Raw genomic sequence first — 13,631 nt, forward strand, 5'->3', positions numbered from 1 at the left:
TTTTGGCAATCGGGCGAGCAGTTGGAATGGAGCAGCCGATGACCACATCACAGCCAGTTGCACCAACACGGGACATCACACCGAGCCGCGCGCTCACCATGTCCACCGTCGCCTTCACCGTCTGTTTCGCGGTGTGGACGATCTTTTCCATCATCGGCGTGCGCATCAAGGACGAGCTGGGACTTTCCGAGACCGCGTTCGGGCTCCTGGTGGGCACGCCGATCCTGACCGGATCGCTCGTGCGCCTGGCGCTCGGCATCTGGACCGACCGTTACGGCGGCCGCCTGGTTTACACGCTCACCATGCTTGCGGCGGCGGTCGCGACGCTGCTTCTGTCCTTCGCGCATACCTATCCGCAAATGCTTGCGGCCGCTCTCGGCCTCGGCGTCGCGGGAGGCTCGTTCGCCGTCGGCGTCGCCTATGTGGCCCGCTTCTATCCGGCGGAAAAGCAGGGGACGGCGCTCGGCATCTTCGGCGTCGGCAATGTCGGCGCGGCGGTGACGAAGTTCGTCGCGCCCTTCGTGCTCGTCGCCTGGGGCTGGGAGGCCGTGGCGCAGCTCTGGGCGCTGGCGCTCATCGTCATGGCCGTCATCTTCTGGTTCACCACCGGCGACGACCCGGTGATCCGCGCCCAGCGGGCGGGACGCGCCGCACGGCCGAATCTCGCCTCGGAGTTCGCGCCGCTCAGGAACCTGCAGGTCTGGCGCTTCGCGCTCTATTATTTCTTCGTCTTCGGCGGCTTCGTGGCGCTGGCGTTGTGGCTGCCGCGCTACCTGATCGGGGTCTACGGCTTCGACATCGCCACGGCGGGGCTGATCGGTGCGGCCTATTCGGTGCCCGCCTCCATCTTTCGCGCCTATGGCGGCGTGCTGTCGGACAGGGCCGGGGCGCGCAGCGTCATGTACTGGACCTTCGCCGTGTCGGCCGCCTGCACGGCGCTGCTCTCCATTCCGGCCGCCGATTACGTCGTCCAGGGGATCGACGGCCCGAAGGCCTTCCATTTCGAAATCGGGCCGTGGGCGTTTACGGGTATCGTCTTCGTCCTCGGCTTCTTCATGAGCCTCGGCAAGGCGGCGGTCTACAAGCATATCCCCGTCTACTATCCACAGAATGTGGGTGCCGTCGGCGGCCTCGTCGGCATGATCGGCGGGCTGGGCGGCTTCTTCCTGCCGCTCCTCTTCGGCGTCCTCAACGACCTCACCGGCCTTTGGACGAGCTGCTTCATGGCGCTTTTCGTCATCGTCGCCGCTTCGCTTGCCTGGATGCATTTCGCCGTCCGGCGCATGGAGCGCGACGAACGCCTGCAGCCGGCCTGAAGGCATTGCGCAGAACGGAAGGACACACATGACTGAGAAACTCGTCGTCATCGGTGCCGGCATGGCCTCGGGGCGCATGCTGGAGCACCTGTTCGAGACCGACCCGAACGCCTTCGAGGTGACGCTCTTCGGTGCAGAACCGCGGGGCAACTACAACCGCATCATGCTCTCGCCGGTGCTTGCCGGCGAGAAGAGCTATGAGGAGATCGTCACCCACGACGCGGACTGGTACGCCGCAGCCCAAGTGAACTGCCGTTTCGGCGAGACGGTGACGAAGATCGACCGCAAGGCCAAGACGGTTTCGTCGGCCAAAGGCGAGATGGCCTATGACAAGCTGGTGATCGCGACCGGTTCGGCGCCCTTCATCATACCGATCGCCGGCAGGGACCTGCCGGGCGTGATGGCGTTCCGCGACCTCGACGACGTCGACACCATGGTCGCGACGGCGCAGAAGCCCGGCGCCAAGGCAGTGGTGATCGGCGGCGGGCTTCTGGGCCTGGAGGCGGCGGCGGCCCTGCGCCTGCGCGGCATGGAGGTGGTGGTGCTCCACCTGATGGGCCACCTCATGGAGCGCCAGCTCGACCCGGCCGCCGGCTATCTCCTGCAGAAGGAACTGGAAGGCCGCGGCATCAAGATCCACTGCAAGGCGCAGACCAAGGCCGTCCTCGGCGATGAACGGGCCGAAGCGGTGCTTCTCGAGGACGGCACGATCTATCCCGCCGACATTGTGGTCATGGCCGTTGGCATCAGGCCGGAGACGCGCATCGCCACCGATGCCGGCCTGCACGTGGAGCGCGGTATCATCGTCAACGACCAGATGGTGACCTCCGATCCGGACATTCTTGCGATCGGCGAGTGCGTGGAGCACGAGAACATCTGCTACGGCCTGGTCGCGCCGCTCTACGACATGGCCAAGGTGGCGGCCAGGACGCTCGTCAAGAAGGATGCGGCCTTCCGCCCCGTCGAGACGGCGACGCAGCTCAAGGTTACCGGCGTAAGCCTTTATTCGGCGGGCGATTTCGCGGAGGCGGAAGATCGCGAGGAGATCGTGCTGCGCGATGCCTCGGCCGGCGTCTACAAGCGGCTCGTTTTAAAGGACAACCGCATCCTGGGCGCCGTGCTCTATGGCGAGACGGCCGACGGTTCCTGGTTCTTCGACATGCTCAAGAAGGGCACCGACGTTTCGGAGATGCGCGACACCCTCATCTTCGGCCAGGCCTATCAGGGAGGGGGTCAGCTGGACCCTATGGCGGCCGTTGCAGCCTTGCCGGATGATGCGGAGATCTGCGGCTGCAACGGCGTTTGCAAGGGAAAGATCGTCGGCACCATCCAGGAGAAGGGGCTGACGTCGCTCGACGATGTGCGCGCCCACACCAAGGCCTCCGCCTCCTGCGGCTCGTGCACGGGCCTCGTCGAGCAGCTCATGACGCTCACGCTTGGCGATTCCTACAACCCCGCCGCCGTCCAGCCCATGTGCGGCTGCACCGATCTCGGCCATGACGACGTGCGCCGGCTCATCAAGGCGAAGGGGCTGAAGACCATCCCCGCCGTCATGCAGGAGCTGGAATGGAAAACCTCCTGCGGCTGCGCCAAGTGCCGCCCGGCGCTCAACTATTATCTCGTGGCCGACTGGCCGGACGAATATGCCGACGACTACCAGTCACGCTTCATCAATGAGCGCGTGCACGCCAACATCCAGAAGGACGGCACCTATTCGGTGGTGCCGCGCATGTGGGGCGGCGTGACGAGTTCGAAGGAGCTGCGCGCCATCGCCGATGTCGTCGACAAGTTCGACATCCCGACGGTGAAGGTCACCGGCGGCCAGCGGATCGACATGCTGGGCATCAGGAAGGAAGACCTGCCGGCGGTCTGGTCCGAGCTCGGCAAGGCCGGCTTCGTCTCCGGCCACGCCTATGCGAAGGGCCTGAGGACCGTGAAGACCTGTGTGGGGTCCGACTGGTGCCGCTTCGGCACGCAGGATTCCACTGGGCTCGGCGTCCGCATCGAAAAGTTCATGTGGGGCTCATGGACCCCGGCGAAGGTCAAGATGGCCGTCTCCGGCTGCCCGAGGAACTGCGCGGAAGCCACCTGCAAGGACGTGGGCGTCGTCTGCGTCGATTCGGGCTACGAGATCCATTTCGCCGGTGCCGCCGGCCTCGACATCAAGGGCACGGAGGTGCTGGGCCTGGTCAAGTCCGAGGACGAGGCGCTGGAGGTGATCGTCGCGCTCGTCCAGATGTATCGGGAGCAGGCGCGCTATCTGGAGCGCATCTACAAGTGGGCCAGGCGCATCGGCTATGACGAGGTCCGCCGCCAGATCCTCGACGACAAGGGGAAGCGCAAGGCCTATTACGACCGCTTCGTCTTCTCCCAGAAATTCGCCCAGGTCGACCCCTGGTCCGAGCGTGTCTCGGGCAAGGACAAGCACGAGTTCAAGCCCATGGCGACCCTTTCCCTGGAGGCGGCTGAATGAGCACGGCGAACTGGTTTGAAATCGGCAAGCTCACCGACATTCCGCGCCGCGGCGCGCGCTGCGTGGACACGCCCATCGGGCGGATCGCGATCTTCCGCACCGCAACGGATGAGGTCTACGCCATCGAGGACCGCTGCCCTCACCAGGGCGGTCCCTTGAGCCAGGGCATCGTCCACGGCGCGCATGTCACCTGTCCGCTGCACAACTGGGTGTTCTCGCTGGAAAGCGGGCTTGCCCAGGGGGCAGACGAGGGCGCGGTGCGCACCTTCGCGCTGAAGCGCGACGGTGAGCGGATTTTGATGGACACGACGACGATGCTGGCCGCAGCGGAGTAGACGCTCCGCTCGGCTTCGCTTCCTCCCAACGCAGGAGACACGATCATGGCATATGTCACACCCAACGAGTTCGTCACGAAAATGGTCGACGCCGGCGAGGCGAAGGTCTTCATGTCGACGCGGGACACGCTGATCCGCGCCTTCATGGCCGGCGCCATTCTGGCGCTGGCCGCTGCCTTCGCGGTCACCATCACGGTCCAGACCGGTGAACCTCTGCTGGGTGCCGTTCTCTTTCCCGTGGGCTTCTGCCTGCTCTACCTCATGGGCTTCGATCTCCTGACCGGCGTTTTCACCCTCGTTCCCCTGGCGCTTATGGACAGACGCCCGGGCGTGACCATGAACGGTGTGCTGCGCAACTGGTGGCTGGTCTTTGTCGGCAATTTTGCCGGCGCGTTCCTCGTCGCCGTCATGATGGCGATTACCTTCACCTTCGGCTTCACGGAAGCACCGAACGCCGTCGGCCAGAAGATCGGCATGATCGGCGAAGGCCGCACCGTGGGCTATGCGGCGCATGGCGCGGCGGGCATGCTGACTTTGTTCATCCGTGGCGTACTCTGCAACTGGATGGTCTCGACCGGGGTCGTCGCGGCGATGATGTCGACATCGGTTTCGGGGAAGGTGATCGGCATGTGGATGCCCATCATGCTGTTCTTCTACATGGGCTTTGAACACTCCATCGTGAACATGTTCCTGTTTCCGTCGGGACTCATGCTGGGCGGCAATTTTTCCGTCATGGACTACCTGCTTTGGAACGAGATCCCGACGGTCGTCGGCAATCTCGTGGGCGGGCTCACCTTCGTCGGGCTGACGCTCTACGCCACGCATCACCGCACCGGCCCGAGGCGCACGGTGCCGGAGGGCGACGTTGCCGCCCCCGCGCGGGTCCCGGCAGAGTAGGGCGGCGTGACGATGCAGGCGGCCGGCCTCCAGACAAAGACCACCTGTCCCTATTGCGGGGTCGGCTGCGGCGTCCTTGCCGAACGGCAACCCGACGGCTCGGTCTCCATCAAGGGCGATCCCGAACATCCGGCCAATTTCGGCCGGCTCTGCTCGAAGGGATCGGCCCTTGCCGAGACCATTGGCCTCGAGGACCGGCTGCTTCATCCGGAAGTCCACGGCCACCGGACAGGCTGGGACGAGGCCCTCGACCTCGTCGCAGAAAAATTTTCCCAGGCGATCGCCGAGCACGGGCCGGATTCGGTCGCCTTCTACGTCTCCGGCCAGCTTCTCACCGAGGATTATTATGTGGCCAACAAGCTGATGAAGGGCTTCATCGGCTCGGCCAATATCGACACCAACTCGCGTCTTTGCATGGCCTCCTCGGTTGCCGGCCACCGCCGGGCCTTCGGGGCCGATACGGTGCCCGGCACTTACGAGGACCTGGAGCTTGCCGATCTCGTGGTGCTGACCGGCTCCAATCTCGCCTGGTGCCATCCCGTGCTCTATCAGCGGCTGGCGGCGGCCAGGGAAAAGCGGCCGGAGATGAAGGTCGTGCTTATCGATCCGCGCCGCACCATGACGGCCGATATCGCCGACCTGCATCTCGCCATCGCGCCGGACGGAGATACGGCGCTCTTTGCCGGCCTGCTTTGCCACCTGGCCGATTGCGGAATCATTGCAAGGGATTACGTCGAAAAGCACACAAACGGATTCAACGAGGCGCTGGCTGCCGTTCAGCCGTTCGACGTCGCGCGGGTGGCCGCGGAGACGGGGCTGCCGCCTGGCGCGATCGAGACTTTCTACCGGCTTTTTGCCGAGCGCGAACGAACCGTCACCGTCTACAGCCAGGGCGTCAACCAGTCGGCCGCCGGCACAGACAAGGTCAATGCAATCCTCAACTGCCATCTGGCCACCGGCCGCATTGGCCGGCCGGGCATGGGGCCTTTCTCCGTCACGGGCCAGCCGAACGCGATGGGTGGGCGCGAGGTGGGCGGGCTCGCCAATATGCTGGCGGCGCATATGGACCTCGAGAATGCATTCCATCGCGAGCGAGTGCAGCGCTTCTGGGGCGCGCCGCGCATGGCGGACAAACCGGGTCTCAAGGCGGTGGAGATGTTCAAGGCCGTGGGCGCGGGGCGCATCAAGGCGCTGTGGATTATGGCCACCAATCCCGTCGACAGCCTGCCCGAAGCAGATGCCGTTGAAGCGGCGTTGACGGCGTGTCCCTTCGTGGTCGTCTCCGACGTGGCGGCGGTGACCGACACGCTGCGCCACGCGCATGTGAAGCTGCCTTCCACCGCCTGGGGTGAGAAGGCTGGAACGGTGACGAATTCCGAGCGCCGCATCTCGCGCCAGCGCACGTTTCTGTCCGCGCCGGGTGGTGCGCGGTCGGACTGGTGGCAGATCGTCGAGGTGGCGCGGCGGATGGGCTTCGGCGCGGCGTTCGACTATGGCGAGCCGGTCGACATCTTCCGCGAGCACGCCGCGCTCTCGGCGCTGGAGAACGAGGGGACGCGCGACTTCGACATCGGCGCCTATGCCGAGATCAAGGTGGCTGAATACGGCGCGCTGCGCCCGTTCCAATGGCCGGTGCGGAGGGAAGAGGGCGAGGCGGACACCACAACAACTGTCATCCCGGAAGCCGAGGCGAAGCACAGGTTGTCTGGGATGCATTCCGGAACGTGGACGAGTCACGGAATGGATCCCGGCTCGCGGTCGCTGCGCTCCCTTGTCCGGGATGACGATCGGAGGGGGAAAGCCGGCGATACCCGCTTCTTCGCTGATGGTGGCTTCTTCACGCCGGACAGGCGGGCTCGCTTCGTCGCGGTCTCGCCAAGCCCTCGCCGGGTCGTCAACAGCGAATTTCCCCTGGTTCTCAACACGGGACGCGTGCGCGACCACTGGCACACGATGACACGGACCGGAAAGAGCGCGCGGCTTTCCGGCCATATGGCCGAGCCCTATGCAGAGATCCATCCCGCCGATGCAACCGATCTGGGCATTGGCGAGGCGGACCTGGTTCACGTCGAAAGCCGCCATGGCGGCATCATCGTCCGTGCGCTGATTTCGGAGCGACAGCGCCGCGGGTCCGTTTTCGTGCCGATGCACTGGACGGACCAGTTTTCGGCCAAGGGGCGTGTCGATACGTTGGTCGCTCAGGTCACCGACCCGGTGTCCGGCCAGCCGGCCTCGAAGAATGTCGCCGTCCGGCTGCGCCCTTTCGCCGCCCGGTTCTACGGCTTTGCCGTCTCGGTTGCGCGGCCGGTTACGGGGGGGCTCGACTACTGGGCGGTGGCCCGTTGCATGGGCGGATGGCGGGCTGAAATCGCCCACGGCGCACTGCCGGAGGGAGCGGAGGCGGTTCTGCGGCGGCTTCTGGCGCTGCCGCAATCGGCGCAGGTCATCGCCTATCACGATGAACGGCGCTCGGATCACCGCATGGCCGCCTTCGACGGCGAGCGGCTTTTGGGTGCGCTCTATCTTTCGCCGGAGCCCGTTGCGGTTTCGCGCGGCTTCGCGGTGGAGCAACTGGGCATAGACCACCCGGACCCCCGCGGGCGCTTTCGCGTGGTGGCGGGCCGGGCAGGGGCCGACCGGCCGGACATCGGCGCCATCGTCTGCTCTTGCTTCGGCGTCGGCGCCAACCAGATCGCGACCGCCGCGCGCCAGGGCTGCACAAGCGTCGAGGCGATCGGGCGCACGCTCTATGCCGGCACGAATTGCGGCTCATGCCGTGCCGAGATCAGGGGGATCGTGGAGGTGAACCGGGCGGTGGCGGCGGAGTAGACCTCAGGCGCCCGGCATCTCGCCCTCGTGGTTCGACAAGCTCACCATGAGGGCTGTGTTTCGCCTCACCATGAGGGCTGTGTTTTGCGCCCGACCGTTTACGTCAAAACTTGCAGCGGCGGTGCCTTGTTTTGATCCTCATGGTGATCTTGTCGAACCACGAGGGTTGAGGCCATCCATTCGCTCAAATCAGCTGCATCCCCTTCATGCTGGCATGGCCGTTCTTGCCGATGATGATGTGGTCGTGGATCGTGATCCCCAGCGGCTCGGCAGTGGCGATGATGGTCTTGGTCATCTCGATGTCGGCGCGTGAGGGGGTGGGGTCGCCGGAAGGGTGGTTGTGAACCAGGATGATGGCGCTGGCGGAAAGCTCCAGCGCCCGGCGCATGACCTCGCGGGGATAGACCGGCGTGTGGTCGACCGTTCCGGTCTGCTGGCGCTCGTCGCGGATGAGGCAGTTCTTCTTGTCGAGGAAGAGGATGCGGAACTCCTCGCGGTCCTCGTAGGCCATGCTGGCGCGGCAATAGTCGAGCACCTGCGACCAGGAGGTGAGCACCTTTTTGCCGCGCACCTCGCTTCTGAGCATGCGCTGGGTGAGGGCGGCAATCAGCTTGAGATCGCGTGCCGCCGCCTCGCCGATGCCGGGGACCTCGCGCAGCCGGTGCTCCGGGGCGCCCAGCACCTCGCCGATGGAGCCGAAATGCTGCAGCAGCGCCTTGGCCGGCGCCTTGGTGTCGGCGCGCGGAATGGAGCGGAAGAGCACCATCTCCAGAAGCTCGTAATCGGAAAGGGCCTCGCTTCCGGCTTCGGCGAAACGCGCGCGCAGACGTTCCCGATGCCCCTCATAGTGTTTTTTCGCCGAGGTACGGGGCGGTTTGCCGCCGTTCAAGGCCTGCGCCGGCTCGAAACCGCGCTCACTGAAGAAGCTTCGCTCGTCATCCGCTTCCATGACCTGCCCCCGCCGCCAGCTTGAGGGGCAAGTCTAGGAGGCAATGCCCGGCCGGTCCAGCCCCGCGGGCGAGAGGGTGAAGACTTCACAGCCGTCTTCCGTGACCCCGACCGTGTGCTCATACTGGGCCGACAGCGAACGGTCGCGGGTGACCGCCGTCCAGCCGTCGGAGAGCACCTTCACGTGCGGCCGGCCGAGATTGATCATCGGCTCGACGGTGAAGATCATGCCCGGGCGCAGTTCCACGCCCTCGCTGGGGCTGCCGTAGTGCAAGATGTTGGGCGCGTCGTGGAAGAGGAGGCCCACGCCGTGGCCGCAGAAATCGCGGACGACGGAGCAGCGCTGGGCTTCCGCATAGGCCTGGATCGCCGCCCCGATCGCACCGGTGCGCGCCCCGGGTCTCACCGCCGCCACGCCGCGCATCAGGCATTCATGCGTGACCTCGAGAAGCCGCTCGGCAGCGCGCTTGACCTGGCCGACGGGATACATGCGGCTCGAATCGCCGTGCCAGCCGTCCAGAACGTAGGTCACGTCGATATTGACGATGTCGCCTTCCTTCAGCGGCTTGGCGTCGGGAATGCCGTGGCAGACCACGTGGTTGATCGAGGTGCAGGTCGATTTCGTGTAGCCGCGGTAATTCAGCGTCGCCGGCACGGCGCCGTGGTCCATGCCGAACTCGAAGACGAACCGGTCGATCGCATCGGTGGTCACGCCAGGCCGCACGATATCGGCCAGTTCGTCGAGGCAGCTTGCGGTAAGGTGGCAGGCCTTGCGCATGCCCTCGAAGCCCTCTTCGCCGTATAGGCGGATCTGGCCCGTGTTGCGCAACGGGGCGGTGTCGGCATCAAGATACGTGACCATCGAACTCCATCTCGATCAGGCGATCGGGCACGATCGCGTCTGCATTGATTTGGCACCCTATCACGAAAGCTTCAACCCCGGCATCACGGGCCCTTGTGAAGGCGGCGGCATAGAGCGGGTCGAGATCGACGCAAAGGCGGAACCGGTGGCAATCCGAGCGCTGCACCACATAGACCATTACGGCGCGCGCGCCTGCCGCCCGCATGGCCACCAGTTCATCGAGGTGGCGGGCGCCGCGGACCGTCACCGTGTCGGGAAACTCCGCAAGGCCCGGTTCGCGCATGTAATGGACGTTTTTCACCTCCACATAGGCCGGCGGGCGGTCGGGATGCTGCAGAAGGAAGTCGATCCGGGAGCGCTCGCCATAGCGCTGCTCCGGTCGCAGCACCGGATAGGTGCCGAGATCACCCACGAGGCCGGCACGGATGGCCTCGGCCGCCAGGCGGTTCGGCAGGCCGGTGTTGATGCCGACCAGCGTCCCGTCCGCCTCCACGATCTCCAGCGAGTGGGGATACTTGCGCTTGGGATTGGCGGAGCGGGAAAGCAGCACGCGCGAACCCTGCGCCGTCAGCCCGAGCATGGAGCCGGTATTGGGGACGGCCACCGTGCACAAGGTGCCGTCGGCGAGCTCGACATCAGCGAGGAAACGTTTGTAGCGGCGGATCAGGCGCGCTTCGATCAACGGTGCGGGAAACTTCATCGGCGTAAACTGTCGGTTTCGGGAAATCCTTGGAGCAACGGCGGGCAGGGGAGCGTGGCGGACAATAGGGGTTGCAAGCGTGGACCGCAAATCCGCCGCTGCGACGCTTGGAGAAGCGGCAGGTTTTCCATAGCGGGGCCTGTCGGAACAGACCGGCAGGGCACTGGTTCGGTCGGGTGTCGCGGGCGCGGTGCCGGAAAGGGCCGCGGTGGCGGTGGGTTATGACACGAGGCAACGGAGGCATGGAATGAGAAACGACATCAAGGCCATCTTTCTCGGCACGGCGGCCGGCCTGCTCATTGCGAGTGGTCCGGTCCAGGCACAGCAGGCACAAAGCCTCACGGAGGACGAGGTCCGCAGCTTCTTCGACACGATGCAGCAGGACGTGACCGAAGCCGTCGAGGCGGGTGACTTCGAGCGGCTGGTCGAATGGACACAGAACCGAATCGCCGAAGAGGCCGTGTTCTCGGTCAGCAATGAGGTCTACCGGGACGATGAGCGCAAGAGTTTCGCCGTCGTCTCGCTCGACAAGGAGGACATGGTGCGTCTCGGCCACATGGCCGCCGGCATGCTGTCGGGGATGCAAGGCCAGCCGGTGCAGGACTATTCGCTGGAGATCCAGGTGACGGATGTCACGCCGATCGGTGCCGATGCGGCAAGCGTGACCGCCGAGTTCACCGAAAGCGGTACGCTGACCATGCCGCCGCAACACGGCGCGCCGGACGCGGCGGCGGTGGATGAGAGCATGCAGACCGGCGCTACCGGGACCGAGCCGCAGCAGGCCGAAACGGGCGATACGGCCACGCAGCAGCAGGGACGTTCGGTGCGGATCGAGGCCAACGCCGAGTGCAACCATGTCGTTCACCGCGGCCAGACGGAGGATCAACTGGTGATCGGCCTGTCCACTTGTCAGGCGCGAACGAACCTGCAGCCCTCCAGCGGGTAGTTTGCCACAGCCGGCCCATCTTCGCTTCCCCCTGAGCGGAGCGAAGATGGGTGGCGGCCACTCACGCGGGTACCCGCCAACTCCCTGAAAACGCGCGTTGATTTCACCAAGGCCGCGCGATGGGAGTTCGCATGCTTGCACGCGTTTCCGTCTATATTTCCATATTATGAAATTACTTTTTATGATGTCGATGTAAGCTTGACCATTTTTCAACATGGCGGCTAACCTTTCTGCATCATTGGAGGGAGGAGCGGACCAGTGTCGTCAGCCGCCGATAACAACAAGAACGCCTCGACGAGGCCGTCCAACTATGGCGAGACCAGGCTGAGCCTGGAGGAGCGCGGGGCTGCTCCGCGCCTGATCCAGTCCGTCGAGCGCGCCCTCTTGCTTTTGGAGACGCTCGCCGAGCACGACGGGCCCTTGCTGCTGAACGAGCTCGCCCGCAACGCGAATCTGAACGTTTCCACTTGCCACCACCTGCTGGCGACGCTGGTTGCGCGTGGTTACGTCCTGCATGGCGGGCGCAACCGCGGCTACATGCTCAGCTCGAAGCTGCGCGAACTGGCCGAGATGGCCGACCGCGAGGTCGATATTCTCGATTTCGTCCGCGCCGATCTCGAAAAGCTCAATGCGAATCTGCGCGAAAGCGTACAGATGGCGGTGCTGCGCGGTTCCGCGCTGGTGACGCAGGTCCGTTACGGCTCGATGATGCCCACTCATGTGGAGCCGGACGAAATCAAGAAGATGCGCGCCGCGCACGCGACGGCCACGGGGAAGGCGATCCTCGCCTGGCTGCCGGAAGCCGAAATGGCGCGGGTGGTCTCCGACAACGGCTTGACCGCCTTCACGCCCAACACGATCACCACACTTTCCGGCCTCATCGAGGAATTGCGGCTGGTCCGCCGCTCCGGCTTCGCCATCGACGAGGAGGAGCTGGAGGAGAACGTGATCTGCTATGGCGCCGCCCTGCGTGACGGGGCGGGCGCGGTGATCGGCTCGATCAGCTGCTCGATTCCCAAGAGTCGGGCCACCCCCGATTACCGCACGCACATCGCGCGTTCCGTCGTTCGCTGCGCGCAGGATCTTTCCGACCGGCTTCGCGTCGGTCGCTGACACGGTTGCACAACAGTTTGGAGGAGAAGCAAATGGCGATGCCGCAGGACGTCAAGACGCACCCGGATTTTCCCGTTCCCGAGACGATGAAGGCATGGGTCCTGGGCGAGCCGGGGGAGCTGGATCTTGTCGACAAGCCTGTGCCTGCGCCACGCAAGGCCGAAGTCCTGGTCCGCATCGACGCCGTCGCCATTTGTGCGACCGATCTGGAGATCATCCATCACGGTCCGCCGGCGCAGATCGAGGGTGGGCTGCCGTTCAACAAGAACTTCACGCCGGGCCATGAATATATGGGCACCGTCGTTGCGCTCGGCCCGGGGGTCGACGAATATGCCATCGGCGACCGCGTGACGGTCGAGATCCATGCCGGCTGCGGGCAGTGCAAGCGCTGCCGCGAGGGCATGTACACATCCTGCCACAATTACGGAAAGAACTACGGCGAGGTGGACAAGGGCCATCGAGCGAACGGCTTCACCACCGATGGCGGCTTTTGCGAATACCAGGTCAACAACATCAATACGCTGGTGCACGTGGCCGACACGATGAGCGACGAGGAGGCGACGCTCGTCGTCACCGCCGGCACGGCGATGTACGGCCTGACCGAGCTCGGGGGCCTGGTGGCGGGCGAGAGCGTCGTCGTCAGCGGGCCGGGGCCGATCGGGCTTTTGGGCGCGGCGGTCGCCAAGGCGCTCGGCGCCCATCCCGTCATCCTGACCGGGACGCGCGACAACCGCCTGGAGATCGGCAAGCGCCTCGGTGCCGATCATGTGGTCAATGTGCGCAAGGAGGACCCCGTGGAGGCCGTGCGGCGGCTTACCGACGGCCAGGGCGTCGACTACGTGGTGGAGTGCTCGGGCGCGCCGAACGCGGTGAACGAGGCGGCACGGATGCTCAATCGCGGCGGCAAGCTGTGTCTGGCCGCTTTTCCGGGCGATGCCGTGCCAGTCGACGTCGCCTATCTCGTGCGCAACAATATCTATGTCTTCGGCATCCGCGGCGAGGGTAAGTCGGCCACGCACCGGGCGGAAGCTTTCATGCGCCAGAAGCGCTTCGACGCCTCGCTGATCCACACCCACACCTTCCAGATGGAGGATCTGAAGGAGGCCCTTCGCTACGCCAAGGACCGGGTCGACGACGCCATCAAGGTGGTCGTGCGCAACCGGAGCGCCGAGAGCCAGCGCGTGGCGGCCGAATAGGGCGCCGACGAGCACC

At 65.3% G+C, this 13,631-nt stretch carries 11 protein-coding genes; 8 read left to right on the forward strand and 3 right to left on the reverse strand.

Features of this window, described 5'->3' with window-relative positions; translation table 11 throughout:
* Positions 1-38 precede the first annotated feature (38 nt).
* Genes SIN08_RS13650 through SIN08_RS13670 form a run of 5 tightly spaced genes read left to right on the forward strand, consistent with a single transcriptional unit; the run spans position 39 to position 7,850 of the window.
* On the forward strand, positions 39-1,316 hold the full coding sequence (locus tag SIN08_RS13650) for a nitrate/nitrite transporter (protein ID WP_322452115.1): 1,278 nt from the start codon (positions 39-41) through the stop codon (positions 1,314-1,316).
* A 28-nt stretch (positions 1,317-1,344) separates the two neighbouring features.
* A complete protein-coding gene (gene nirB, locus SIN08_RS13655; protein ID WP_322452116.1) occupies positions 1,345-3,789 on the forward strand; it encodes a nitrite reductase large subunit NirB in 2,445 nt (814 codons plus the stop codon).
* On the forward strand, positions 3,786-4,124 hold the full coding sequence (gene nirD / locus SIN08_RS13660) for a nitrite reductase small subunit NirD (protein ID WP_322452117.1): 339 nt from the start codon (positions 3,786-3,788) through the stop codon (positions 4,122-4,124). The genes nirB and nirD overlap by 4 nt, the downstream gene beginning before the upstream one ends.
* A 45-nt stretch (positions 4,125-4,169) precedes the next feature.
* The gene (locus SIN08_RS13665; protein WP_322452118.1) at positions 4,170-5,021 is read left to right on the forward strand and encodes a formate/nitrite transporter family protein; all 852 of its coding nucleotides are present in this window, start codon (positions 4,170-4,172) and stop codon (positions 5,019-5,021) included.
* Positions 5,022-5,033: 12 nt separating this feature from the next.
* The gene (locus SIN08_RS13670; protein WP_322452119.1) at positions 5,034-7,850 is read left to right on the forward strand and encodes a molybdopterin-dependent oxidoreductase; all 2,817 of its coding nucleotides are present in this window, start codon (positions 5,034-5,036) and stop codon (positions 7,848-7,850) included.
* A 184-nt stretch (positions 7,851-8,034) separates the two neighbouring features.
* Here the strand turns inward: SIN08_RS13670 and radC are convergent, their stop codons facing one another.
* From radC to sfsA, 3 genes are read right to left on the reverse strand one after another with little or no spacing between them, the layout of a single operon-like run.
* Positions 8,035-8,799 (reverse strand): RadC family protein, encoded by a 765-nt coding sequence (radC, locus tag SIN08_RS13675; RefSeq protein ID WP_322452120.1) that lies wholly within the window; start codon positions 8,797-8,799, stop codon positions 8,035-8,037.
* Positions 8,800-8,832: 33 nt separating this feature from the next.
* Positions 8,833-9,660 carry a type I methionyl aminopeptidase gene (gene map / locus SIN08_RS13680; RefSeq protein WP_322452121.1) on the reverse strand — a complete coding sequence of 276 codons (828 nt, stop codon included), beginning with the start codon at positions 9,658-9,660 and terminating at the stop codon, positions 8,833-8,835.
* Entirely contained in the window at positions 9,644-10,360 is a 717-nt protein-coding gene (sfsA, locus tag SIN08_RS13685) for a DNA/RNA nuclease SfsA (protein WP_322452122.1), read from the reverse strand. Before sfsA ends, map begins: the two co-directional genes overlap by 17 nt.
* 247 nt (positions 10,361-10,607) lie before the next feature.
* Here sfsA and SIN08_RS13690 point away from each other — a divergent pair, with 247 nt between their 5' ends.
* The 3 genes from SIN08_RS13690 (at position 10,608) to SIN08_RS13700 (ending at position 13,615) form a co-directional block, all read left to right on the forward strand.
* Entirely contained in the window at positions 10,608-11,306 is a 699-nt protein-coding gene (locus tag SIN08_RS13690) for a hypothetical protein (protein ID WP_322452123.1), read from the forward strand.
* Between the two features lie 258 nt (positions 11,307-11,564).
* Positions 11,565-12,419, forward strand: a complete 855-nt coding sequence (locus tag SIN08_RS13695) for an IclR family transcriptional regulator (RefSeq protein WP_322452124.1) — start codon at positions 11,565-11,567, stop codon at positions 12,417-12,419.
* Between the two features lie 32 nt (positions 12,420-12,451).
* Entirely contained in the window at positions 12,452-13,615 is a 1,164-nt protein-coding gene (locus SIN08_RS13700) for a zinc-dependent alcohol dehydrogenase (RefSeq protein WP_322452125.1), read from the forward strand.
* Positions 13,616-13,631: the final 16 nt, after the last annotated feature.

Origin of the sequence: Chelativorans sp. M5D2P16 (assembly GCF_034427935.1) — a bacterium.
In the GTDB taxonomy this organism is placed as follows: domain Bacteria; phylum Pseudomonadota; class Alphaproteobacteria; order Rhizobiales; family Rhizobiaceae; genus Chelativorans.

What these genes read in the sequence shown, in the direction of transcription:
- SIN08_RS13650 (WP_322452115.1), top strand. Translation starts at nt 39, where the DNA reads ATGACCACATCACAGCCAGTTGCACCAACACGGGACATCACACCGAGC.
- nirB (WP_322452116.1), top strand. Translation starts at nt 1,345, where the DNA reads ATGACTGAGAAACTCGTCGTCATCGGTGCCGGCATGGCCTCGGGGCGC.
- nirD (WP_322452117.1), top strand. Translation starts at nt 3,786, where the DNA reads ATGAGCACGGCGAACTGGTTTGAAATCGGCAAGCTCACCGACATTCCG.
- SIN08_RS13665 (WP_322452118.1), top strand. Translation starts at nt 4,170, where the DNA reads ATGGCATATGTCACACCCAACGAGTTCGTCACGAAAATGGTCGACGCC.
- SIN08_RS13670 (WP_322452119.1), top strand. Translation starts at nt 5,034, where the DNA reads ATGCAGGCGGCCGGCCTCCAGACAAAGACCACCTGTCCCTATTGCGGG.
- radC (WP_322452120.1), bottom strand. Translation starts at nt 8,799, where the DNA reads ATGGAAGCGGATGACGAGCGAAGCTTCTTCAGTGAGCGCGGTTTCGAG.
- map (WP_322452121.1), bottom strand. Translation starts at nt 9,660, where the DNA reads ATGGTCACGTATCTTGATGCCGACACCGCCCCGTTGCGCAACACGGGC.
- sfsA (WP_322452122.1), bottom strand. Translation starts at nt 10,360, where the DNA reads ATGAAGTTTCCCGCACCGTTGATCGAAGCGCGCCTGATCCGCCGCTAC.
- SIN08_RS13690 (WP_322452123.1), top strand. Translation starts at nt 10,608, where the DNA reads ATGAGAAACGACATCAAGGCCATCTTTCTCGGCACGGCGGCCGGCCTG.
- SIN08_RS13700 (WP_322452125.1), top strand. Translation starts at nt 12,452, where the DNA reads ATGGCGATGCCGCAGGACGTCAAGACGCACCCGGATTTTCCCGTTCCC.